At 71.2% G+C, this 22,110-nt stretch carries 19 protein-coding genes; 9 read left to right on the plus strand and 10 right to left on the minus strand.

From position 1 onward, the window contains the following. Nucleotides 1–63: 63 nt before the first annotated feature. Complete coding sequence (locus AB0J02_RS36400) at nt 64–579, minus strand: nucleoside deaminase (RefSeq protein ID WP_363198131.1); 516 nt, start codon at nt 577–579, stop codon at nt 64–66. Nucleotides 580–759: 180 nt separating this feature from the next. On the opposite strand from AB0J02_RS36400, the gene cynR reads away from it, so the two are divergent. Further along, complete coding sequence (gene cynR / locus AB0J02_RS36405; protein WP_363198132.1) at nt 760–1,671, plus strand: transcriptional regulator CynR; 912 nt, start codon at nt 760–762, stop codon at nt 1,669–1,671. Between the two features lie 49 nt (nt 1,672–1,720). Here cynR and AB0J02_RS36410 read toward each other — a convergent pair whose 3' ends face one another. Next, a complete protein-coding gene (locus AB0J02_RS36410) occupies nt 1,721–2,269 on the minus strand; it encodes a TetR/AcrR family transcriptional regulator (protein WP_363198133.1) in 549 nt (182 codons plus the stop codon). Nucleotides 2,270–2,375: 106 nt separating this feature from the next. Here AB0J02_RS36410 and AB0J02_RS36415 point away from each other — a divergent pair, with 106 nt between their 5' ends. Both AB0J02_RS36415 and AB0J02_RS36420 read left to right on the plus strand, forming a co-directional pair. Continuing rightward, nucleotides 2,376–3,083 (plus strand): MBL fold metallo-hydrolase, encoded by a 708-nt coding sequence (locus AB0J02_RS36415; protein ID WP_363198134.1) that lies wholly within the window; start codon nt 2,376–2,378, stop codon nt 3,081–3,083. Nucleotides 3,084–3,646: 563 nt separating this feature from the next. Continuing rightward, nucleotides 3,647–5,152, plus strand: coding sequence for an arabinofuranosidase catalytic domain-containing protein (locus tag AB0J02_RS36420; RefSeq protein ID WP_363198135.1), 1,506 nt, complete (start codon nt 3,647–3,649; stop codon nt 5,150–5,152). A gap of 376 nt (nt 5,153–5,528) precedes the next feature. Here AB0J02_RS36420 and AB0J02_RS36425 read toward each other — a convergent pair whose 3' ends face one another. Further along, the gene (locus AB0J02_RS36425; RefSeq protein ID WP_363198136.1) at nt 5,529–6,407 is read right to left on the minus strand and encodes a fumarylacetoacetate hydrolase family protein; all 879 of its coding nucleotides are present in this window, start codon (nt 6,405–6,407) and stop codon (nt 5,529–5,531) included. 67 nt (nt 6,408–6,474) lie between these two features. Between AB0J02_RS36425 and AB0J02_RS36430 the strand changes: the two genes are divergently transcribed. Together AB0J02_RS36430 and AB0J02_RS36435 are read left to right on the plus strand one after the other, a co-directional pair. After that, the gene (locus AB0J02_RS36430; protein ID WP_363198137.1) at nt 6,475–7,227 is read left to right on the plus strand and encodes an FCD domain-containing protein; all 753 of its coding nucleotides are present in this window, start codon (nt 6,475–6,477) and stop codon (nt 7,225–7,227) included. Nucleotides 7,228–7,338: 111 nt separating this feature from the next. Continuing rightward, on the plus strand, nt 7,339–8,616 hold the full coding sequence (locus tag AB0J02_RS36435; protein WP_363198138.1) for a DUF3500 domain-containing protein: 1,278 nt from the start codon (nt 7,339–7,341) through the stop codon (nt 8,614–8,616). Between the two features lie 72 nt (nt 8,617–8,688). Here the strand turns inward: AB0J02_RS36435 and AB0J02_RS36440 are convergent, their stop codons facing one another. Next, nucleotides 8,689–9,468, minus strand: a complete 780-nt coding sequence (locus tag AB0J02_RS36440; RefSeq protein WP_363198139.1) for an IclR family transcriptional regulator — start codon at nt 9,466–9,468, stop codon at nt 8,689–8,691. 135 nt (nt 9,469–9,603) lie between these two features. On the opposite strand from AB0J02_RS36440, the gene AB0J02_RS36445 reads away from it, so the two are divergent. After that, complete coding sequence (locus tag AB0J02_RS36445; RefSeq protein WP_363198140.1) at nt 9,604–10,794, plus strand: FAD-dependent monooxygenase; 1,191 nt, start codon at nt 9,604–9,606, stop codon at nt 10,792–10,794. Between the two features lie 33 nt (nt 10,795–10,827). Here AB0J02_RS36445 and AB0J02_RS36450 read toward each other — a convergent pair whose 3' ends face one another. The 4 genes from AB0J02_RS36450 to AB0J02_RS36465 form a co-directional block, all read right to left on the minus strand. After that, nucleotides 10,828–12,030 carry an FAD-dependent oxidoreductase gene (locus AB0J02_RS36450; RefSeq protein WP_363198141.1) on the minus strand — a complete coding sequence of 401 codons (1,203 nt, stop codon included), beginning with the start codon at nt 12,028–12,030 and terminating at the stop codon, nt 10,828–10,830. Continuing rightward, on the minus strand, nt 12,027–13,487 hold the full coding sequence (locus AB0J02_RS36455) for a sodium:solute symporter family protein (protein ID WP_363198142.1): 1,461 nt from the start codon (nt 13,485–13,487) through the stop codon (nt 12,027–12,029). Before AB0J02_RS36455 ends, AB0J02_RS36450 begins: the two co-directional genes overlap by 4 nt. Before the next feature lie 95 nt (nt 13,488–13,582). Continuing rightward, nucleotides 13,583–14,725, minus strand: coding sequence for an N-methyl-L-tryptophan oxidase (gene solA / locus AB0J02_RS36460; RefSeq protein ID WP_363198143.1), 1,143 nt, complete (start codon nt 14,723–14,725; stop codon nt 13,583–13,585). 22 nt (nt 14,726–14,747) lie between these two features. Continuing rightward, nucleotides 14,748–15,473, minus strand: a complete 726-nt coding sequence (locus AB0J02_RS36465; protein ID WP_363198144.1) for a GntR family transcriptional regulator — start codon at nt 15,471–15,473, stop codon at nt 14,748–14,750. 270 nt (nt 15,474–15,743) lie between these two features. On the opposite strand from AB0J02_RS36465, the gene AB0J02_RS36470 reads away from it, so the two are divergent. Both AB0J02_RS36470 and AB0J02_RS36475 read left to right on the plus strand, forming a co-directional pair. Then, on the plus strand, nt 15,744–16,298 hold the full coding sequence (locus tag AB0J02_RS36470) for an EF-hand domain-containing protein (protein ID WP_363198145.1): 555 nt from the start codon (nt 15,744–15,746) through the stop codon (nt 16,296–16,298). 57 nt (nt 16,299–16,355) lie between these two features. Then, nucleotides 16,356–17,642, plus strand: a complete 1,287-nt coding sequence (locus tag AB0J02_RS36475) for an SDR family oxidoreductase (protein ID WP_363198146.1) — start codon at nt 16,356–16,358, stop codon at nt 17,640–17,642. Nucleotides 17,643–17,695: 53 nt separating this feature from the next. Here the strand turns inward: AB0J02_RS36475 and AB0J02_RS36480 are convergent, their stop codons facing one another. Then, the gene (locus AB0J02_RS36480; RefSeq protein WP_363198147.1) at nt 17,696–19,687 is read right to left on the minus strand and encodes a hypothetical protein; all 1,992 of its coding nucleotides are present in this window, start codon (nt 19,685–19,687) and stop codon (nt 17,696–17,698) included. 22 nt (nt 19,688–19,709) lie between these two features. Continuing rightward, entirely contained in the window at nt 19,710–20,363 is a 654-nt protein-coding gene (locus tag AB0J02_RS36485) for a TetR/AcrR family transcriptional regulator (protein ID WP_363198148.1), read from the minus strand. Between the two features lie 204 nt (nt 20,364–20,567). Here AB0J02_RS36485 and AB0J02_RS36490 point away from each other — a divergent pair, with 204 nt between their 5' ends. Beyond that, nucleotides 20,568–22,007, plus strand: coding sequence for an MFS transporter (locus tag AB0J02_RS36490; RefSeq protein WP_363198149.1), 1,440 nt, complete (start codon nt 20,568–20,570; stop codon nt 22,005–22,007). The last annotated feature ends 103 nt before the right edge of the window (nt 22,008–22,110 follow it).

The raw sequence follows: 22,110 nt of genomic DNA on the forward strand, positions 1-22,110 counted from the left end.
ACAGGCAGACCCGTCGGACCGGCCGGGACCCCGCTACGCGCGGGGTCCCGGCCGGTCCGTTCTTCACGCGCTCTGTCCGGAGCCGGCGACCGGTGCCCCCGGCACCCTGCGGTCGCCGCCGTTGTGGTCCTGCCACAGCCGGTACACGTCCACGGCGTCCTCGCGCGGCTCGTGGCGCATCGGCAGGCGCCGCTCCTGCCAGGGCTTGGCGAACTCGTCGTAGAAGGTGTTCAGCTCGAAGTACTTGCGGTCGTCGACGTAGTGCGGCTCGTAGGAATCCCGGGTCGCGACGAAGACGACCTCGTCGGGGGAACAGTAGTAGAGGGCGCCCAGACACATCGGGCACGGCTGGGCCAGTACGTAGACCGTGGTCCCGGTCAGGTGCTCGGTGCCGAGCCGGACGCATGCGTCGCGGACGGCCAGGACCTCCGCGTGGGCCGTCGGGTCGTGGGTCTGGGCGACCAGGTTGGCGCGTTCGGCGATGATCTCGCCGTCCTTCACGATGACGGTGGCGAAGGGGCGGCCGCCGTCCAGGACGTTCTGACGGGCCAGATCGATGGTGCGCTGCACGAAGTCCATGCGATGCCTCCGGTGGGGGTTGTCGGCGGGAGGTGGATGTCGGTACGCGGCTGCGGGCACACGGTGCACGGTCACGGACCGACGACGCATTCAGTGTGGATGACCTGCCCCTATAGCGTCCAAGACGCCCTGTTCATGCCTCCTATAGATGGCAGCTATATGGGGGCCTAGGCTGCTGGTATGCCCCCTCTCGTGGAACTGCGGCACCTGCGGTATCTGCTCGCCGTCGTGGAGCACGGCAGCTTCACTCGCGCCGCCGACGCCCTGCGCGTGTCACAGCCGACCCTGTCGCAGCAGATTCGCCGGATGGAGCGGGCCGTGGGGCTGCCCCTGCTGGACCGCACCGGGCGGACCGTCCGGCCGACCGACGCGGGCGAGGTCTACGTGTCCCACGCCCGGGGGGCGTTGCGTGAGCTGGCCGAGGCGGACCGCGCCGTGCGGGACGTGCGGGACCTCTCGCGCGGACGGCTGCGGCTGGGCGTCACGCCGACCTTCACCGCTTATCTCGTCGGTCCTCTCCTGGCCGCGCTGCACACCCGTCACCCCGGCCTGGAGCTGTCGGTGCGCGAGGCGACGCAGGACCGTATCGGCGAAGCCCTGCTGGCCGACGAGCTCGACGCGGGCATCGGCTTCAGTGGGGACCGGGAGACGGGGGTCGCGGCCGAGCCGCTGTTCACCGAGACCCTCGACGTGGTCACCGGGTTCCGGACCGACCCGTCGCCCCTGCCGACGCCACTACCGGTCGCCGAGCTGGCCGGACGGGATCTGGCCCTGCTCGGCGGGGACTTCGCGACCCGGGCCAGGATCGACGCGTACTTCGCGGAGCAGGGCGTGGTTCCGCGGGTCGCGGTCGAGGCGGATTCCGCCCTGGCGCTCATCGAGATCGTGCGGGGCGGCCCGCTGGCCACCGTGCTGCCGAACGCCGTGACCCTGGACCGGCCGGGGCTGACACCTGTGCCGCTGGACCCGCCGCTGCCGTACCGCACCGCGGCCCTGCTCACCCGGGACGGCGGTTACCGCTCGGCGGCGCGGTCGGCGTTCGCCGCTCTGCTGCGGGCGCACGTGGCGGAGCGGGGACTGCCTGCCCCCTGACGGCCGCACCACGCGTACGAGGTATGTCGCACAGGGTGCTTTTCGGCCGTCAAGCCGTCGGCCCCTGGTGGTCGTTCGTCAGCGCTCGGCGCATGCCGCTCAGGCCGTACTCGAAGGCGCGGTCGATGCTGCCCCCGAGCTGGAAGGCGCCGTTGAGTTCCATCTCGATGAAGCCGGTCGCCCAGGCCGTCAGCAGGCGCGCGGCGTCGAGCGCTTCCCGCTCGCTGGTGAGACCCAGGGCGGCGCTCAGCACCGGGCGGGCCGCGCGGTCGAGGGCGGCCCGGGGGAGCGCCTGTGCGGCGTGCATCAGCCGGAACCCCTCGGGCCGTGAGCCGGCGAACCGCCGGTAGGCGCGTGCCAGTTCCTCGAGCGAGCCGTCGGTCGCCTCCAGGCAGGACGCGAGGTCTTCGATGGTGGCCTCGGTCACGGCGGTCAGCAGTGCCGCGCGGCTGCCGACGTGTTTGTAGAGCGACGGGGCCCTCACGCCCACCCGCTCGGCGACGCGCTGCATGGTCAATCCCTGATGACCACCTGCCTCGAGCAGGTCGCGGCCCGCGGCGACGATCGCGCTGAGCGAGGTCTTCTCCGGCGTCGGCATGGCTGGCCCCTCCGCACTGATAGCTATTGACGATAGCCATCATAGCTAAGTAGCTTAGCCATCGAGAATCCCCACATCCTGCACCCCTGTCACGGGAGAGACCGCCATGAGACTCGCACCCCATCTGCACCGCCTCGGAAACGATCTGGTGGCGTGCTACCTCATCGACACCCCCGAAGGCATCACGCTCATCGACGCCGGCCTGCCCGGCCACTGGCATGACCTGGAGCGCGAACTCCACTCCCTCGGCAAGTCCGTCGACGACATCCGCGGACTCGTACTGACGCACGGCGACTCCGACCACATCGGCTTTGCCGAACGCTTGCGGAGCAAGCACGGCGTACCGGTGTTCGTGCATGCCGCCGACGCCGACCGTGCCCGTACCGGCGACAAGCCCAAGACGGCCGTGGGGCCGATGCGCGTGGGGCCGACCCTCAAGTTCTTCGGGTACTCGCTGCGCAAGAACGGCCTGCGCGCGCGCTATATCGGCGAGGTGACCGAGGTCCACGACGGCGATGTCCTGGACCTGCCCGGGAAACCCGTGATCGTGGGTATGCCGGGGCACTCCCCGGGCAGCGTGGCGATTCACGTTCCGCTCGCCGACGCGGTCTTCGTCGGCGACGCCCTGACGACCCGGCACGTCCTCACCGGCCGCACCGGCCCTCAGCCCGCGCCCTTCACGGACGACCCGGCCGAAGCACTCGCCTCCCTCGACCGGATCGCCCCACTGGCCGCCTCCTGGGTGCTTCCAGGACACGGAGCCCCCTGGCGGACCGCACCGGCCAAGGTGAGCGATGCGGTCAGAAAGGGCTGAGACACCGGCAGCCTCGCACTACCCCGGGCGTAGGGAATCTCGCCAGGGATTTCAAGCTCCGCTCGAATGGCCTTCTCGAAATCAAACAAGTGCTGAACGAAACTTTCGTGCCTCCGGCGCCAGGGCTCCTCGGTGCATGTCAACTCGCCGCCGGCGAAATCCCGCAACTGCCAGACCGGTGATTCAGTGGATACGCGGCCTCGACCATCGCCGGCGGAGCCGGCGACCGGCGTACTCCCCGCTTATCGTGCGTTCCATGGGCGCGGTTTCGAGTTCGGCTCGCAGGCGCGTACCGTCCTCGCCTGCCGGCGGGCTCAGGGGCCCTCATCCTTGCGACCGCCACGACACGCTGCGCGTGGACCAGATGTTCCGAGTGGGCGCGCAGCTGTAGATCGCTCCACCGTCCGGGAACCCCAAATATTCCTTCAAGGAACGGCGCGGCAAAGCAACAAACATTGACGTAAACGAACAGGGCGTCTACGTTCCGGCTCTGGCACGACACTGCAACTCGCTTGCTATGTCTCTGAGTTGAGGCTCCACCTTCACCCCCCTGGGAGCACATCATGCGCAGATCGCCTCATCCCGCCCGAAGAACCGGCGTCCCCGCACCCGGCCTGCTCGCCGACCCGCGCCGGGCGGTCCTCTCCGTCATCGCCACGCTGGCTCTCGTCTTCGGCGCGCTGCTCAACATGCCGGGCCTCTCCCACGCCGCCGCATCCTTGCCGTGCGACATCTACGCCGGTGCGGGCACCCCCTGCGTCGCCGCGCACAGCACCACCCGTGCCCTCATCTCCACCTACAACGGGCCGCTCTACCAGGTGAAGCGAGCCTCCGACGGGGCGACCAAGGACATCGGACCGCTCGCGACCGGCGGCTACGCCGACGCGGCGGCGCAGGACAGTTTCTGCCAGAACACCACCTGTTCGATGAGCAAGATCTACGACCAGACCTCGCGCCACAACGACCTCAGCCCCGGGCCCGCGGGCACCGCCGGGATGGGCGCCGACCGCGGCGCCGACGCGAGTGAGATCTCGGTGACGGCGGGCGGCCACAAGGTCTATGGCATCTGGGTCTCGCCGGGCGTCGGCTACCGCTCCAACGGACAGGCTTCGGGTACGGCGGTCAACGGTCAGGCCGAAGGTGCCTACATGGTCGCAAGCGGTACTCACGTGGGCTCCGCCTGCTGCTTCGACTACGGCAACGCCGAGCGCACCCCCGCCGACACGGGCAACGGCCACATGGACGCCGTATCCATCGCCACCACCTGCTACTTCGCCCCCTGCACCGGATCGGGGCCGTGGGTCGAGGCAGACCTGGAGAACGGCATGTTCCAGGGGGCCAACGGCTCCAACACCGCCAACCGCGGCAACAACACCCCGTACGTGACGGCGGTGTTGAAGAACAACGGGCAGACCAAATACGCGCTCAAGGGCGGCAACGCGCAGTCGGGCGCCCTGTCGACCTGGTGGGACGGGGCGCTGCCCAACCGGGGCGGGTACATGCCGATGCAGCAGGAGGGCGGCATCATCCTGGGCACCGGCGGCGACAACAGCAACTGGAACCGCGGCACGTTCTTCGAGGGCGTGATGGTCACCGGCTACCCGACCGACGCGGCGGAGAACGCCGTCCAGGCCAACATCACCTCTGTCGGCTACGCAGGCCAGACGGACGAACCCAACGGCGACCAGCGCAAGTTCACCGGCCCCGGCGGCAAGTGCGTCGACGTCGCCGCCGACGACACCGGCGTGAACAGCGCGGCGGTGCAGCTGTGGGACTGCCAGAAATACGCCGAGGACCAGCACTGGGCGCACCTCGCCGACGGCACGCTGCGCACCCTGGGCCGCTGCCTGGACATCGTCGGCAACGGCACGGCCGGCGGCGCCAAGGTCGAACTCTGGGACTGCAACGGGGTCGGCGGCCAGAAGTGGGTGACACAGTCGGACGGCTCCTTGCTCAACCCGCAGTCCGGCCGGTGCCTGGACTCGCCGAGTGGCGCCACGGCCAACGGCACCCGGCTCCAGATCTGGGACTGCAACGGAGCAGACGCCCAGAAATTCCACCTGAGCTGAGCACCTCGTCCTGAGTTCGGCGGGGGCACCGGCACCATGAGCAGGTCGTGCCGTCGTGTCCCCGCCCATGCCGGTGCGGAGGTTCAAGTGCCCCAGCTCACCGGGTAGCGCCCCACCGCATCACTCGGCGTCGGCGGCGAACCGGTCGGTGCCCAGCGCGGTCAGCAGGGGCCGGCCGGTTGTGGGACGCGACCGCGGATCTCGTCGGGTCGGTGGCCCCATGAGCCATGAGTGTCCTCGACCACGCACCGGCAGGCCGCGGGAACAGTGTCGACGGCTACCGAAGCGCCCGGGCGGAGCCGCACGGGACCCAGGCCGCGTACCCGCTCTCCTGCGCATCGTCTGAACCGGCGCTCCCCAAGTCCGAAACCCGGCTTCAGCCCGCGTGCATGGCCGGGCCCCGTGCCCCCACACGGCGTGCCTCGTTGGCGGTCACCGTGTTGCGCAAGCGGCCGAGGCGGTCCACCTCGACCTCTACGACGTCTCCCGGCTGGAGGAGCCACGGGGGAGTGCGGGCGTAACCGACGCCGGACGGTGTGCCGGTGGCGAGCAGGTCGCCCGGGCGCAGCGTGAACGTGCGGGAGATGTGGGCGAGGGTGCTGCCGACGTCGTAGACCATCTCGTCGGTGGTGCCGTCCTGGACGATCTCGCCGTTGACCCGCGTCACGACGCGCAGTCCGTCCCGCAGGTCACCCACTTCGGCGGCGGGGACCATGGGGCCGAGCGGTCCCGAGTTGTCGCCGTTCTTGCCGAGGATCCACTGCGAGGTGAGCTTCTGGGCCCGGCGTGAGGTGACATCGTTGAAGGTGGAGTAGCCGACGACCGCGGCGAGGGCCTCTTGCGGGGTGGCGTCCACGAGGGGTGCGCCGAGCCACGCCACGACCTCGCCCTCCCAGTCCAGTCCGTCCTCGCCGGCGGGTACGGGGATCTCGGCGCCGTCGACGGTGAGGGACCGGGTCCAGCGGGCGAAGAGCGTGGGGTGTTCCGGCAGTCGCTCGTCCCGGAAGGTGCCCTCGGCCACGTGCTTGAGGTAGTTCAGGCCGACGCAGATGACGCGGGCCTGCGGCAGTACCGGAGGAACGAGCGTCACCTGGGCCGTCGTCAGCGTCGGCCCGCTGGTGTCCGAGGTGAGGTGGCGGGACGGGTCCGCCCAGAACTCTTCCAGCGGAGCCAGCACGGTCACCTCCTGACCGTCGGCCGAGAGCGTGGCCACCGCCGTCCCCGTGCCCTGCCGATGGATGCCGACTATGCGCATGCGCTGCTCCCGGTCCGTGAACTCAAAAACCTTTAAAGGTTCGGAGGTTTATGCTTCGATGGCGACTATGCCCCACGAACCAGCCGACGGACAAGGAGTCCGGGCCCGGAGTGCGGCGGCCTCCCGGGCGCCGCTGACCGGACTCAACACGAGTCCTGGCCGTACGCGCGCCGAGCAACTGGCCGCCGCTCTCGATGACCGCATTCGCACGCTCGGTCTGCGGGCCGGTGATCCCGTAGGCACCTTGGATGCCCTGCGGGAGGAGACCGGTTACGCGTACTCGACGGTCAGTGAGGCCGTACGCGTATTGCGGGACAGGGGAGTTCTGGAGATCCGCCCGGGGCGCGGCGGCGGCCTCTTCGTCGCCGACCGGGGTCCGGTGGTGCGTCTGCGGCACACTCTGCTGAGCGTCCGGGAGGAGCCGGCCACGGTCGCCGACGCCATCGAGTTGCGCGACCACTTGGAGGCGCTCGTCGATGTCGGCGCCGCCCGCTGCCGTACCGACGCGGACGTCGCCGAACTGCGCACACATGTAGAAGAGTTGCGTGCTGCCCTTGACTGGGACGCGTTCATGCGGGCCAACTGGGCGTTGCACGAACGCATCGCGCGGATCTGCCCCAACCGCATGGCGGCGGCCGTGTACACCGGGACGCTGGGACACCTCACGTCCGCCTCCTCCCGGCTCGACGACGACGCCGAGGCGTCACAGCGCTACCGGGCCGAGCGCTGCCAGGTGCACGCCGACCTCGTCGAGGCCATCGCGGCGGGCGACGAGGCCGCCGTGTGCGCCGCCGTCGTGCGACACAACGCCAGTACCTAGCGCGGGAGTTCGTCCGGTGTGCGTGCGCATCGCGCGGGCCGTGCCGGACGAACTCGTACCGCGTCACGCACATCAGCCCGATCCGGAACTCCAGCGCGAGAGGGACGCCTCATGTCATCCGCCGCCGCATACCGCAGGTATCTCTACCCGCCCGACCACCCGCGCATCGCCGCGCTCAAGGGCCTCGACCCGTACGCGTACCGCGAGGTGGCCGGAGCCGAAGGCACCTTCACCGGCGAGCTGATGCGCGGCTGGGCCCCCTTGTACAAGAACGACTTCACCGGGATCACCGAGAACGGCACCCTGCGCGAGGGCATCCACCCCCTGGTCCCCGCGCGGCCGGGCGAAGAGGCGCCGACGGCCGAAATGGCAGGCGCGGCAGGGAACTTGCTGAGCATGCTGGACGAGGAGAGCCGGGCGAGGATCTCCCACCCGGTGGACTCCGTGGAGTGGCAGACGTGGGCCAACCCCGAGTTCCTGCAGTTCGACACCGGCCTGCGCCTGGAGTTCCAGGCGCCCGAGGTGCGCCGGGCGGCACTCGCTCTGGTGGAGGCGTCCCTCAGCCCGGAGGGGTACGAAGAGGTCCGCACGATGATGCGGATCAACGGCTTCCTGGGCGAGGTGGTCGGCCTGGAAGGCATCCTCAACGAGTTCAGCTACAACATCGCCCTGTACGGCGATCCCGGTACGGACGCCCCGTGGGGCTGGCAGCTGTTCGGGCATCACTGCGCTGTCAACTGCCTCGTCGTGAACGGGCGGATGGCGCTCGGCCCGGTCTTCCTCGGCGCCGAACCGAACGCGATCGACGCGGGACCGCACGCCGGGAACACCGCCCTCACCGACCGGATCGCCGTCGGCCGACAGATCATGGCAGCCCTGCCGCCGGAGCAGCGGCGGGCCGCCACCGTCTACGCGCGGATGGTCGACCCGGCGATGCCCGAAGGCCGGGTGCATCCCGGTGACGAACGGCATCTCGCCGGTGCCTTCCAGGACAATCGCGTGATCCCCTTCGAGGGCCTGCCCGTGTCCCGGATGCCTTACGCGGCACAGGAGTTGGTGATGTCCGCCGTGGTGGAGTTCCTCGGGCCGCTGCCCGCCGGGCCACGCGCCGCCCGGCTGCGCGAGGTGCGCGCCCACTTGGACGAGACGTGGTTCTGCTGGATCGGCGGCCACGGCCCCGACGACGTGTTCTACTACCGCGTCCAGTCGCCCGTCGTCATCGCCGAACTCGACCACCACTGCGGGGTGTTCCTCGACTACGACACACCCGAGCCGTTCCACGTCCACACCGTGCTGCGCACACCGCACGGCAACGACTACGGCCGGGACTGGGTGCGGCAGTGGCAGCGTGCCGCGCGGCGCAAAGGGACAGGTGGCTCCGCCACATGACCCTTCACACCGCACACCGAGGGCACGCACCGAACGCCGCTCCTTCTCCCACGGAGATCCATCAGAAGGGCCCTAGCAGGGACGTATCCCGGTCGCCGACTGCCAGCCCAGTCGGCGGGACACCGCGAGTCCCGACGCGATGACCGCAGGACGCACCGTCCGCAGGTCCACCGTGCCCGCGCGGACGACGACGCCGAGCGCGGCCACCACCTCGCCGTCGCCGTCGAGGACGCGCGTGGCCACCGAGTCCACGCCGGGGGACGTCTCCCCGTGCACCTCGGCCGTGCCGCTCTCCCGCGCCTCGGCCAACTGGGCGCGCAGCCGGACCGGGTCGGTGACGGTGCTCGGGGTGTGCGCCAGAAGCCCGTCGCGGAGCAGAGCCTCGGTCAACTCGGGCCCCGCGTGGGCCAGTAGTACCTTTCCCACACCCGAACTGTGCAGCGGCAACCGGCCGCCGGGGCGGAAAGCGACGTCCACCGCGTGGTTCGCCGAGAGCCGTTCGACGAGCACCGCCGACGTCCCCTCCAGGACCGCGATCTGCACGTGCTGGCGCAGCGCGCCGTGCAGGTCCTCCATGTACGGCAGTGCGACCGTGCGCAGCGGCAGGCTCAGCGGCGCCAGCGTGCCCACCTCCCACAGCCGGATCCCGACGGTGAATGTGCCGTCCGGCGATCGGTCGAGGGCCCCGGCCGCCACCAGCTCCAGGGCGAGCCGGCGCACCGACGCGTGCGGCAGGCCCGTGGCGCGGGTCAGTTCGGCCAGGGTCAGCCGGGGTTTTGTGGCGCGGAAGGCGAACAGCACGTCGAGCAGGCGCGCGCTCACACTGCGGCCCGGCTGACGGGAATGCGGCATTGCCTTCTCCATGCGGGTGGCCGACGGCGGCGTTCGTTCAATGAACATAGCCGTTCCGTGGCGTGCCGGAGCCGGAGAGGATCGCGAAAGTGCCGTAGGAACACGGGAGTTCGCGGCGATGTCTTGGAGGTGTCCGTGCGCAACAGGCAGACGGAACTGCGGATAGCGATCGTGGGCGGCGGGATCGGCGGCATGGCCGCCGCGGGCTTCCTCCATCAGGCCGGGCTGACTGCCACGGTCCACGAGCAGGCGGCCGCGCTCACCGAGGTCGGGGCGGGCCTGGTGGCCGCCCCCAACGCCGTACGGCTGCTGCGCGCCCTCGGCATCGCGGAACCGGCCCTGAGCCGGGCCGTCCCGCTGGACTGGGGCTGGGAGTTCCGGCGCTGGCAGGACGGCACCGTGCTCTCCGCCGAGCGGCTCGACAGCGCCTGCGAACGCCTCTACGGCGAGCGCACCTACACCATCCACCGCGCCCATCTGCTCGACGCCCTGCGCTCGGTGGTGCCCGAGCGCGCGGTGCGGCTCGGCGCACGCTGCACGGCCGTCGAGCCGCACGGGGACGGGGCGCGACTGTCTTTCGCGGACGGCACCAGCGCCGACGCCGACGTCGTCATCGGCGCGGACGGGATGCACTCCCTCGTCCGCCGCGCGGTCGCCGAGCCGACGCGCCCGCGCTTCGCCGGCCTCTGCGCCTTCCGCACGGTCGTGCCCGCCGCCGCGGCACCGGCCTTCGCGCTGCGCCCCGCCCAGACGCTGTGGCTCGGCCCCGGGCGGCACTTCGTGCACTACCCGGTCTCCGGCGGCCGGGAGGTCAACGTCGTCGCCTTCGCCCCGGCGGGGGAGGAGGCCGAGGAGTCCTGGAGCGCCACGGCGCGGACCGAGGAGTTCCGCGCCGAGTTCGACGGCTGGGACGGGCGGGTCACCGACCTCATCAACGCCGGTTCCGCACCGGGTCGTTGGGCCCTCCTCGACCGCCCGCCCCTGCCTCGTTGGAGCCACGGTGGCATCACCCTGCTCGGCGACGCCGCCCACCCCATGTTCCCGTTCTACGGGCAGGGCGCGGCGCAGGCCATGGAGGACGCCGCCGTCCTCGCCCGCTGTCTGAGCGCAACTCCGGAGGATCCCCCGTACGCCCTCACCCGGTACGAGGCGGCCCGCATCGACCGCACCACCCGCCTGCAACAGGCCAGCCACGCACGCTCCGAGGACAACCATCTGCCCGACGGCCCCGCACAGCGCGCACGCGACCTGAGCCTCGCGGACGCGGACCCGCTGGTGCGCAGCGGCTGGATCTACGGCTATGATGCGACGGCCGTGTCGGTGTAGCGGGCGAGTACCGTCCGGCCCCGGGCGACCGCGTCACTGCTGGCCCGCGAAGCGCGGGCGCTCCAGTTTCCCGAAGGAGTCCGGCGCGGCGCCCGTAAGGCGGTCCGGGCCGAACTCATCCAGCAGAGGGTCGCGTTCGCCGGTCAGCAGCTCCTGGGCCGCGAGCCGTCCCAGCAGCGGCCCCAGCGTGATGCCGCTGTGCGTGGCCAGCGCGTAGACGCGGCCGTCCGGGCGCAGTCGGCCCGCGACCGTGAGGCCGTCGGCGGGGAGCGCGCGCTGACCCACCCGGAGCGATTCGAGTGCGGCGCCCTGTGTGCCGTGCAGCAGGCCGGCGAGCCGGTCGAGGAGCTGGGCGGCGTGCCGGCCGTCCGCGGGCGGCGGCGCGGCGGGGTCGGCGTCCACGTCCAGATCGAGTCCCTGCACCACGAGGCGTCCGCCGCCGTCCGGGCGGATGTTGAGGCGCGGCGTGGTGAGGACCGCGTCGAGCCGCGCCGCTGTCGGGGTGGTGTAGCCGAGGAGCCCGACCGTGGCGGAGCCGGGCTCGGCCGCGTCCGCCATGGGCAGGGAGACCCCGGCCAGGGCAGCGGTGCGGGCGCTCCACCGTCCGGTGGCGGTGACGACCAGATCGGCGCTCGCGCGCGTCCCGTCCGCCAGCTCCAGGCGCACGTCCGAGGCGCGCTCCTCGATGCCGGTCACCTCGGCCGGGCAGCGCAGTTCGGCGCCGTGGTCGCGGGCCTCGCCCCACAGGCGGGCGAGCAGCGGGTGCGGCAGGACGTAACCCTCCTCGGGGAAGTACGCGATGCGCCGCACCTGCGGGGGGACGCGCAGGTCCGGTACGAGTGCGCGCGCCCGGTCGGGGTCCAGCCAGCAGCAGCGGTAACGGTGGGTCTCCAGCTCGGCGAAAGCCGCCGCGAGCCGCTCGTCGCCCGCTTCGTCGGCGGCCCATTCGAGGTTGCCGGAGGGGAAGAACCAGTCCGGCGCCGGTGCGCCCGCTTTCCGTAGGGCGTGGTGTTCGGCGAGACCGGCTGAGTTCAGCTCGTGGTACGAAAGCGGCTTCTTGGCATGCGAGTTGACCCAGGCGAAGGAGGTGCCGGTGGTTCCGGCGGCGAGCGCGGTGCGTTCGTAGAGGGTGACCGCCGCGCCGCGTACGGCGAGCGCGCGGGCCGTGGCGGCGCCGAGTACACCGCCGCCGATGACGGCGATGCGGGGCTGTGCGGGGGCAGAGGGTGCTGTCATGCCGAGATGCCTCCTTCTGGGGCGGGGACGGGAGAAGCGGGGGCGGGCAGGGTGGTGGCGGGGCGGCCGGATGTGAGGGCGCATCCCAGGAGGACGACGGCGGAGGCGGCGATGCCGTACACCGCGTACGGCACCAGGGTGTCGAGGAGTTGGGCCGCGCCGCAGCCCGCAAGTCCCGCCGCCATCGAGGCGAGGGCGGCGGCGGGCGTCAGCCGGAAGCGGCGGCGCAGCGCGTAGCCGAGGAAGAGCGGGGCGGCGAGCGCCGAGGCCGAGTAGGCGTAGGTGGCGACCAGCCAGGTGAGCGCGGTCGGGAAGGAGATGGCGAGCACGGCGGCTATCGCGGTGACGGCGACGGTGCACATCCGGGAGAGCGTGACCATCCGCCGGTCGGTGCGCTGCCCTCCGGCGACGCTGCCGTAGAGGTCGCGCACCAGACTGGTGACGACGGACTGCAGCGCGCTGCCGGACGTCGAGACGATGGTGGCCACCAGGAACGCCCCGTAGGTGACGAGCAGCAGCGGCGGCAGCCGGGTGATGAGCCAGCCGGCCGCTTCCTCGGGGTTGGCGAGGCCGGGGTGCTGGGCGCGGACCGAGAGCCCGATGGCCGCCGCGTACACGCCGCCGACGAGGATGGTCAGCCCGCTGAGGATGATGCCGCGACGGGCGTCGGAGACGTTTTTCGTGGCGAAGATGCGCTGGTAGTAGAGCTGGTTGGTGAGGGTGCCGGGCAGGATCGCGGCCACCCAGAGCCAGATCTGGTCGCCACCGGCGGCGAACAGGCCGCTGGGCTGCCACAGCCGTTCGGGCACATGGGAGGTGATGCCGCTCCAGCCGCCCGCGAGATGGACGGCGTAGGCGGCGACCACCAGTGACATCACGATCTTGAAGATGCCGAAGACGAAGTCCGTCCAGGCCACCGAGGTCAGCCCGCCGGGCAGGACGAACAGCAGGGAACCGGCGGCGATGAAGAGGATCAGCAGGCTCGGTGACACTCCGGTGAGCTGGCCGAACAGCTGGGAGAAGGCGACGAATTGGGTGGCCAGCCAGCCGAACGGCACGACCAGGGCGCTCACCCCGGCGAGCGCGACGACGGTGCGGTTGTGCCCGAACAGTCGCGTGACGACGTCAGGAACGGTGCTGAAGCCCTGGTCACGCAGCCAGCGCGCGGTCAGGGCGAGGCCGAAGAAGCCGAGCACGACGCAGAGTTCGTAGGCGAAGACCGACCAGCCGGAGGTGTACGCGATGCCCACGTGGGCGATCAGCACCCCGCCGCCCGCGGCGGTCGCGAACTGGGTGATGACGACGACGATGAGAGGGAGGGACTCGGGGGCGGAGAGCCAGTCGGCGGAGTTCTTGGCGCGGCGGCCGAAGTACACCGACAGACAGGCTCCGGCGGCGATGATGAGCAGGGCCGCGACGACGATGGCGGCGATCTGCGCGGTGGAGTGGTGCAGCAAGGGTCACGCTCCTCGGTGGGCGGGAGGGGCCGGGAGGCATGCGGGTGCCGTGCTGTGGGGGTGGGGCGGTGTGGCGGTGGGTGGTGTGCCGGGTGTCAGGCGGTGAAGCGCGCCGGATCGAGGAACGCGATGTCGTAGGGGGACTTGCCCTCCGTGACCAGTGAGGCGGCGATCTCCCCGAAGACGGGGGCGAGTTTGAAGCCGTGCCCGGAGAAGCCGGCCAGGAGCGTGGCGTCGCGCGCACCGGGCAGCGGGCCGAGCAGCGCGTGTTCGTCGGCACTGGACGCCTCGGCGTAGACCCCGATCCGCACCGGGTGCGGGACGAGACCGGGCAGCAGCCGGGCCACGGCGGCCGAGGCGGCCTGCGCGAACTCGGCGTCCGCGCCGCGGGGCAGATCCTCGGGTGCGTCCGCGTCGGGCCAGGCCAGGTGGTGGGGCACGATCTTGACGGCCGTGCCGTCCAGTACGGGGAAGCAGGAGAAGCCCGCGTCCCGGTGGCGCCGGATGGCGATCGGCAGCCTGTCGGGCCGGTGCGCCGCGATGTCCCGGGCGGCGAACCACGCGGCTGTGATGCGCCGGCCCCGCAGCGGCAGGCCCGCGAGCCGCTCGAAGGAACCGGTCCAGGGGCCGGGGCTGAGGACCACGTGATCGGCGTCGTACGTGGCCCGCGGTGTACGGATGCGCCAGCCGCCGCCGGAGCGCTCGTCGATACCGGTCACCGGGTGGTACGGGAGGAGTTGGGCGCCCAGTTCCTGCGCGCGGGCGAGTGCGGCCTGCACGGCGGGTTCGGGGCGCAGCACACCGGCCTGTCGGTCGAGGACGGCGATCTCGTCGTCGTCCAGCCGGTGCTGAGGAAACCGGCGGCCGGCCTCGGCGGCGTCCAACACCTCGATGTCCAGGCCGTGTTCGGCGGCGCTGCGTCGTACGGCGCGCAGGTCCGGGTGGTCGGGCGGGCCGAGGGTGAGGCCTCCGCAGAGTGTGAGGAGGTCCCGGTCGGACTCGGTCTCCAGACGGCGCCACAGCTCGTAGGAGCGGCGCAGCAGCGGGACGTAGGAGGCACCTTCTTTGTAGGCGGTGCGGAAGATCCGCGATTCGCCGGCCGAGGCGCCGCGGTCGTGGCCGGGGCCGTACGCGTCGAAGGCGAGCACCTCGGCGCCGCGGGCGGCGAGGTGCCAGGCGGTCATGGCGCCGATGACGCCGGTGCCGACGACGGCGACGCGCGGCGGGGGAGCGGGCATGGGGTTCCTTCCGATGTGCTGTTCAGCGGTTGCCCGGCACCTCCAGGACGGACTGCTCGACGAAGAACTCGGTGAGGCCCGGGCGCATGATGTGCCACATGGCCTCCGCGAGGCCGCCGTCGGCCAGCCGTGTCAGCCGCCGCAGCCGCAGGACGGCCTCACCCGGCGGGGTTTCGAGGAGGGCGGCGGTCGTCTCGTCCAGGATCAGCGGTTCGATGTACATCCGAGAGGTGCTGACCGGGACACCGGTGCGGTGGAAGTAGTGCAGGACAGTGAGGTGTTCGAGGTCCTCGCTCAGCAGGTGCGGGGCGAGGGCGAAGGGCACGGCGCTGAGTTCGACGGCGAGTGGTTCGCCCTGCTCGCTGTACTTGACGCGCCGCAGCTCGTTGACGGGATCGGTGTCGGGGACCCCCGGCAGGGCGACATCGGCATCGCCCGCCGGAACGACCCGGGCGGAGTGGACGGTGTGCGGGCCCGGCACTTCGGGCCCCGTCTGCCGCACGTCGGTGAAGCGCAGCAGATTCTCCTGGCGGGCCCCCTCGGCGACGAAGGTTCCCCGTCGCCGGTAGCGGACCACCAGCCCTGCCTGGGCGAGTTCGTGCAGGGTGCGCTGCGCGGTGGCGCGGCTGACCCCGTACTCCTCGCGCAGCTCGGCCTCCGTCGGGACCCGGGAGCCGGGCTGCAGTTCGCCCGAGGTGATCCGGGCCTCGATCTCGGCCCGGATCTGCTGGTACTTGGGCGCGTCCATTGATTTGATCCAACCATTCGTCAATTGACCGGTCAATAGTGCGGAACGAGGTGATCGCAGGTGCCGGCCCATTCTCGGGCGCCCTGCCGCCCCGCGTGCGGGCGGGGCGTCAAGGCGCCGCGCGAGGTGACGGGTGCCAAGAGCTGGCCGAGTTGTCCCTCGGTGTCCGTGGTGTGGCGATTCCGACCCGAAATCGCCGTGTCTCCGTACCGCGGCTGTTGCTACGTTCTCGGCAAATAGGACCCCACAAGCCTTGAGGGGGAACCAATCGTGCCAGGCCCCAATTTCCTCGACAAAAAGCTCAGCCGCCACTTCCGTACGTACGACACGGACCAGAACGGCGTCATCGAGAAGGCGGACTTCGACCAGGCCGCCCAGCGCATGGGCAAGGAGTTCGGGCACAAGCCCAACTCTCCCCAGCAGCGCCAGCTGAACGAGCAACTCACCCGTTTGTGGGAGGTGTTGGCCGAGATCGCCGACACCGACCACGACGGGCGGATCACCGAGGACGAGTACAAGAACGCCTTCCGCACGAAGGTCATCACCAGTCCCGAGACCTTCGACAAGCTGTACCGGCCGTTCATCCAGGCCCTCATCAACGTGGTCGACTCCGACAAGGACGGGAAGGTCGACCAGCAGGAGCACGTGCGCTGGTACCGGGCCCTGATGAACATCCCGGAGAAGGACAGCATGGAGGCCTTCAGCCGCCTGGACGAGGACGGCGACGGCTACCTCACGCGCGAAGAGATCCTGAAGTCGGTCCGCGACTTCTACTTCAACGACGACCCCACGGCGCCGGGGAACATGCTGCTGGGCCCCATCTGACAGAAGACGGGCCCGTGGTCCTCCACGGGCCCGACCGCGTGAGGACCAGGAGGCGGCATGGCTGCCGGGCACCACACGCGCACGAAGCACGCGCCGGACACCCCGGACACAGCCGTCCTGCTGGAGCACCACCGGGCCGGGGACGGGGCCTGCTTCTCCAGCGGGCGGCACACACTGTCGGCGACCGGGATACGTACGCGGGTCGACGCCGACGAAGGGACCCGTGACGCCGCCGGCATCGCCGGGCGGGTGGCGACCACGCTGCGCCAGTACACCGGGGCCGGTCGGCCCCTGGTCGTCGGCGCGCTGCCTCTCCGGACCGACTCACCCTGCGCCCCGCACCTCCCGGCCGCGGCCACCTGGGACCCGGCCGCACCACTGACCCGCGCCCCACCTCCGCCGGCGCCTCGGCCCTTCAAAGTGGTCGCCGAGCACCCGCCCGAGGAGTACATGCGCGCCATGCGCAAGGTCCTGGCCCGGATGGCGGCGGGCGGCCTCGACAAGGTGGTACTCGCACGGTCGGCGCTGCTGAGCGCCGAAGCGCCGCTTGAGGCGCGCCGGTTGCTGCGCAACCTGCTGACCGCCGACCCGCACGCCGGTCGGCTCCAGCCCCGAACTGCTGGTGTCCCGCCAGGGCCGCACCGTGGTCGCCACCCGTGTCGTGGCCGTGGACCACGACGCCCGGCGGCTGGCGGAAGCGGTCGCCCCGCTGCGCCGGTACGGGCCGGACACGGTCACCGCGGTCGAGGCCGACGTCACCGACCACGCCGACGTGCGACGGATGGCCGCCGACGCCGAACAGGCCGCCGGCCGCCCGTCGACTTCCTCGTGCACTGCGCGGCCGTCCTTCTTCCCGGCTCGGTCCACGACACCACCGACGAGGACTGGGCCCGGGCGTTCGCGGTCGACACCACCGGCGTCTTCCTCGTCTCCCGCGCCGTCCCCGCGTCCATGCGCCGACGCCGCGGCGGCGCCGTGGTGACCGTGACCTCCAACGCGGCCCACCGCGCCCGCACTCGACTGGCCGCCTACGCGGCCTCCAAAGCCGCCGCGACCGCCTTCACCCGCTGCCTGGGCCTCGGACTCGCGCCGTACGGCATCCGGTGCAACACCGTCGCTCCCGGCTCCACCGACACCGGAATGCCGGCCCGGCTCTGGGGCGACCAGGCGCGGCACACCGCGGTCAGTGGACTGCCCGGCCAGTTCCGGCCCGGCATCCCGCCAGGCACCGTCGCCCGGCCCGCGGACATCGCGGCCGCGGTCGCCTTCCTCCTGTCCGACCGGGCCGCCCACATCACCCTGCACTCCCCGACCGTCGACGGCGGCGCCACCCTCGGCACGTGAACCGTCCCTCCAGCAGGACCGCGACTCCACCTGCGATGTCGGCATGGCGGGAGTCACCGCACGACGATCCGGACCCGGTCCAGGTTGTCGACGCGGGCGAACGGCGTTTCCGGGTCGGCGTCGCGCTGCGCCGACACCCGGACGGTGACGAAATGGGTGCCGGGGCTGGTGCACATGTGGTCACGTGTGAGGGTCAGTCGGGAGGCGGCCTCGGTGACGTCGTCGATCTCGTACGTGCCGTCTCCGTCCAGGTCCCACTGGACCCGCACGATGCTGCCGGCGCCCGGCGGCGCTTCGGCGGTCATCTCCAGGGTCACACGTGTGCCGGCGGCGATGTCGGCGCGCGGGCCGCCGTCGGCGGTCAGCCGCACCACCGGCTGGACGCCGCCGCGTTCGGCAGCGGAGCCGGGCACGAGGACCTGCCCGTCGCTGATCTCGTACCGGGTGTGGGGAGCCGGTGCGATGTCCTTCTCCACCCAGTCGGCGAGGCTGCGCAGCGCCTCGTGCAGCACGCCGAGGTAGCTGACGGTGTGCGTCGGGTGTTCCTGGCGCTCGGAGTCGGCGTGCAGTGCGTTGTCCACGTACCAGAGCCGGAAGGTGTCGTCGACGGCGTCGCCGAGATGTCCGGTGACCTTGGTGCGGTACCAGTCGGCCTGCCAGGGGAACGCCTCCCGGTCGAGCAGGCACGCCACGACGATCATCTTGCCGCCGATGTTGCCGTCCGGTACATGTCCGGCCGCCCCGGCGGCGAACAACGGGGCCAGCTGGAAGGGCCGTTGAGGCGGAACCGGGTTGCCATCGCTGTCACGGAACTGGTCCCACACCGGGTATTCGGGGCCCGGCACCTGGTGGCGGTGGTAGGTCTGGGCCGCGAGGAAGTTGCTGTTGTCCACGTGGACCGTGTCACCGGGTCGCAGGGCGGACAGGGCGTCGTCGAGGTCGGGCATGTCGATGACGGCGAGGTCGTGCGAGAAGCCCTTGAGCCGTGCCTTGGCACCCTTGGCCGCACCGCTGGTGACGGTCAGTTCGGCGCCGAGTGACTCGGTGCCGGCCACGGTCGTCAGGCGCAGCGCGACGACGGTGCCGGGCTCGCCCGCGGGACCCTTGAACGCCTCGTCCACACCGCCCTGCGCGCTCTCTGCCTGCTCGGTGAACGGGCCCAGGTCGGGGCTGTCGCGGCGGAGGAGGACGCCACTCACCGTGCTGTCGAAGCGGATCCGTTCCCGGTGGACCGACGAGTCGGGGTCGGCGCCCAGGTAGCCGGGGGTGGTCCAGAACTCCTCGAAGTATCCCGGGTCCACCGCGACGACGGCCGGGTACAGCGTTCCGAAGGCGTGCGTGCCCATGGTCCGGTGCCCGAACCACGAGCGGACCGGGAAGCCCATTCGAGACACCTCGGTGAGAGCGTCGCTCTCCTCGGCGGTCAGGCCCGCATGGGGATCACCGCTGCCGCCGGGTTCCAGGGCGTCCACGATCCCGTCGAACGTGTCGCGCAGGATCCGCTGCGCGTGCATCCGCACGGCGAAGACGTTGGGGGCGGCCATCGGGCTGCCGGGGACGTAGGGGACGAAGCCGTCCCACACCCCTTCGGTGTTCTCGGCGGAGCCCATGGTCCTGAAGGCCCCGCCGCTGCCGCCGTACGCGTATCCGTAGGGGCGGTGATCGCCGTACACGTCACGGGAGATCACCCGCGAGTACTCCGCCGCGGCGGCGTTCGCCCGGTAGCCGGCGATGGTCGGGTCCGTGTCGGTGCCGGGTCCGCCGGAGGCGCCCCCGCCGTTCGTCTCCAGGAAGTAGCCGCCGGCGCTGAACGCGAACCCGATCTTGTCCTCCTGGCCGCCGGCCGCCTGGGCCAGGTGCTCGCTCTCGGGGACGGGGGCGATGTGCTGGAAGAAGCGTCCCTGATAGGTCGCGGCCGACGGGAAGTAGAGGGAGAAACGGGTGTCGGTTCCCTTGAAGCCTCCGTGTACGTAGCGGTGGGGCCGCGGTGCCTCGCGCCACTCGTCGATGTCCACGTAGGGGCTGTCGAAGGTCTGTGCTGGCATGGTCGTCCGTTCCTGCTTCCGTTCAGAGGCCGAGGCCGGGCCGGTTGAGCATCGCGAGTCCTTCGATCCAGTTCTGGCCCGTGAGCAGGCGGACGCCGTCCACCAGCGCCTGGCCGCAGTCGAAGTCGCGGTCGCTGAAGTGGGCGAGGACCAGGCCGTCCCAGAGCGCGAGGATCTGCCGGGCCGTCGCGCGGGGGTCGAGGCCGGGATGGGCCAGGCCGTCACGCTGCCGCTTCGTGATCATGTCGCTCCAGACCGCGAGAGCGCGCTCGGTCCGGCGAGTGAAGTACTCGGCCGCCGGGTGGCCCGGTGTGGCGGCCTGGCCGCGCAGCATCACGAACAGCCGCAGCCGCCGGTCATGGGCCGTCACGGCGGCGTTCGCGACCTCGCGCAGAGAGTCGAGGTCCAGCGCCGCCCGCCCGTCGTCCACACCCGAGAGGTCGGCCTCCAGGTCGTCCATGCGGTCGAGCGCCGCGACCAGCAGGTGGTCCTTGGTCGGGAAGTGATAGAGGACCGTCGGTTCGCTGGAGTCCGCCCCGGCGGCCACGAGCGCCGTGGTGACGCCCTCATGACCGAACTCGTCCACCAGCTGAAGAACAGCCAGGGCAATGCGCTCCCGGCGTTCGTGCGAACGCTGGTAGGGGCCCCGCTTCCGTGAGCGTGCAGCAGCCTCCATGGAACCACCCTTCCTCTCAAATCCTGAGTGGAAGCTAGCAATCAAGCGAGCGAGCGGCAAGATTCCTGGAGCAACACCCTTGACTCGGCTCGGAAATATAACCTTCACTCAGCTTCCAGGTGAGCCGCGCCGCAGCAACAGTCGTCTCGACGGTCCTCGGCGATCGCCGGCTTTTCATCACTGGAGTCGCAAAGGGGCACCTCCATGGCCGATCACGCCGTAGCCGCCGTAGAACCACCGCCGCGTACAGGTGAGCCCGCCACCCCCGGCACGTCCATGACGTACCTGGGAGGCAAGCCTTTCCGCCGCTATGTCCTGTGGTACGCGCTGGTCTTCGCCGCGATCACCGCCATCTGGGGCGGCGTGCTGGGCGTCGTACTGCCCAACCAGGTCCAGTCCATCGAGTTCGCGAAGTGGTTCACGGGTGCCGACGCGGACGTGGACCTGACCACACTGAACAACCTGAAGTCGGCCGTGGACGCCGGCACCGCCGTGGCCACCGGCGAACAGCGGCGGCTGCTCGGCCTGCTCAGTGACTTCGACAGCGCCCGCGCGCAGGCGCTGTCGCTCGTCACCTCGCTGGCCGTCGCCGCCACCATGATCGTCCAGCCGGTTCTCGGGGTGCTCTCCGACCGCACCAGGAGCCGCTACGGTCGTCGGACCCCGTGGATCGTGTTCGGCACGCTCGTCGGCGCGAGCTTCCTCGTCGGGGTCCGGTTCGCTCCGACCATCGCCGTCCTGGCCCTGCTGTGGACCTGCGCGCAGACCACACTCGCCGCGGTGAGCGGGCCGCTGCAGACCACGGTCGCCGACCGCGTCCCGCAGGAGAAGGTCGGCGCGACCTCGGGCATCGGCAGTCTGGGCAACTTCGGCGGCGGCATCCTGGGCGGGGTCGGCGCGGGCCTCCTCCTGCCGGCTGTCGGCCTGGACATCCTGTACGTGTTCGCGGCCCTGCTCGTCGTCGCGGTCACGGGGTTCGTCCTCCTGGCGCGTGACCGGCCGTCGACCGACCTGGCGGTGCCCCCGCATCAGTGGGGCCCGTTCTTCCGCGGGCTCCTCGTGCCGCTGCGTCACCGCGACTTCCGCTGGGTGTGGTTCGCGCGGATCCTGCTGACCTTCGGGTACGCCGTGTCGACCACCTTCGGCCTGTTCATGATGCAGAGCTACATCACGCCCGCCCTCAGCCTCACCGAAGCCACCCGGCTCTTTCCGCTGCTGACCGTCGCCTCGATGCCGGGCACGGTCGTGGCCATGCTGTTCTCCGGGCGGGCCTCCGACCGCCTCGGCCGCCGCAAGCCGCTGGTGGCCGTCTCGTCGGGCGTCATGGCACTGTCGATGCTGGTTCCACTGTGCCGGCCCACCCTGACGGCACTGTTCGTCCAGGTGGTGCTGGCCGGCATCGCGTTCGGCATCTACCTCCCCGTGGACCAGGCGCTCTTCATCGACGTTCTGCCGGACAAGGACGCCGCGGGCCGGGACCTCGGCGTGGCCGCACTCGGATCGAACCTCGGACAGGCCCTCGGCCCGGTCATGGCCGGTCAGCTGATAGCGCTCACCGGCGGCTACCGCGTGGTGTGGGTGATGGCGCTGCTTCTGACGGCGGCAGCGGCACTGGCGATCTTCCGGGTCAGGGGCGCCCGATGAACCGGAGAGGTGTTTCCAGTCAGCTATCCCTTCCATTTAAGTCAGTTGGTTGACTCAAATGGAAGGGGCGATGTCTAGTGATCGGAAGGCGAACTCGAGGAGG

It is taken from the genome of Streptomyces sp. NPDC050264 (assembly GCF_040655895.1).
In the GTDB taxonomy this organism is placed as follows: Bacteria; Actinomycetota; Actinomycetes; order Streptomycetales; family Streptomycetaceae; genus Streptomyces.

Coding starts and splice junctions, on each gene's coding strand:
- solA (WP_363198143.1), bottom strand. CDS start 14,725: ATGCCCGCTCCCCCGCCGCGCGTCGCCGTCGTCGGCACCGGCGTCATC.
- AB0J02_RS36485 (WP_363198148.1), bottom strand. CDS start 20,363: ATGGAGGCTGCTGCACGCTCACGGAAGCGGGGCCCCTACCAGCGTTCG.
- AB0J02_RS36475 (WP_363198146.1), top strand. CDS start 16,356: ATGGCTGCCGGGCACCACACGCGCACGAAGCACGCGCCGGACACCCCG.
- AB0J02_RS36435 (WP_363198138.1), top strand. CDS start 7,339: ATGTCATCCGCCGCCGCATACCGCAGGTATCTCTACCCGCCCGACCAC.
- AB0J02_RS36410 (WP_363198133.1), bottom strand. CDS start 2,269: ATGCCGACGCCGGAGAAGACCTCGCTCAGCGCGATCGTCGCCGCGGGC.
- cynR (WP_363198132.1), top strand. CDS start 760: ATGCCCCCTCTCGTGGAACTGCGGCACCTGCGGTATCTGCTCGCCGTC.
- AB0J02_RS36415 (WP_363198134.1), top strand. CDS start 2,376: ATGAGACTCGCACCCCATCTGCACCGCCTCGGAAACGATCTGGTGGCG.
- AB0J02_RS36420 (WP_363198135.1), top strand. CDS start 3,647: ATGCGCAGATCGCCTCATCCCGCCCGAAGAACCGGCGTCCCCGCACCC.
- AB0J02_RS36425 (WP_363198136.1), bottom strand. CDS start 6,407: ATGCGCATAGTCGGCATCCATCGGCAGGGCACGGGGACGGCGGTGGCC.
- AB0J02_RS36490 (WP_363198149.1), top strand. CDS start 20,568: ATGGCCGATCACGCCGTAGCCGCCGTAGAACCACCGCCGCGTACAGGT.
- AB0J02_RS36400 (WP_363198131.1), bottom strand. CDS start 579: ATGGACTTCGTGCAGCGCACCATCGATCTGGCCCGTCAGAACGTCCTG.
- AB0J02_RS36440 (WP_363198139.1), bottom strand. CDS start 9,468: ATGCCGCATTCCCGTCAGCCGGGCCGCAGTGTGAGCGCGCGCCTGCTC.
- AB0J02_RS36430 (WP_363198137.1), top strand. CDS start 6,475: ATGCCCCACGAACCAGCCGACGGACAAGGAGTCCGGGCCCGGAGTGCG.
- AB0J02_RS36480 (WP_363198147.1), bottom strand. CDS start 19,687: ATGCCAGCACAGACCTTCGACAGCCCCTACGTGGACATCGACGAGTGG.
- AB0J02_RS36465 (WP_363198144.1), bottom strand. CDS start 15,473: ATGGACGCGCCCAAGTACCAGCAGATCCGGGCCGAGATCGAGGCCCGG.
- AB0J02_RS36450 (WP_363198141.1), bottom strand. CDS start 12,030: ATGACAGCACCCTCTGCCCCCGCACAGCCCCGCATCGCCGTCATCGGC.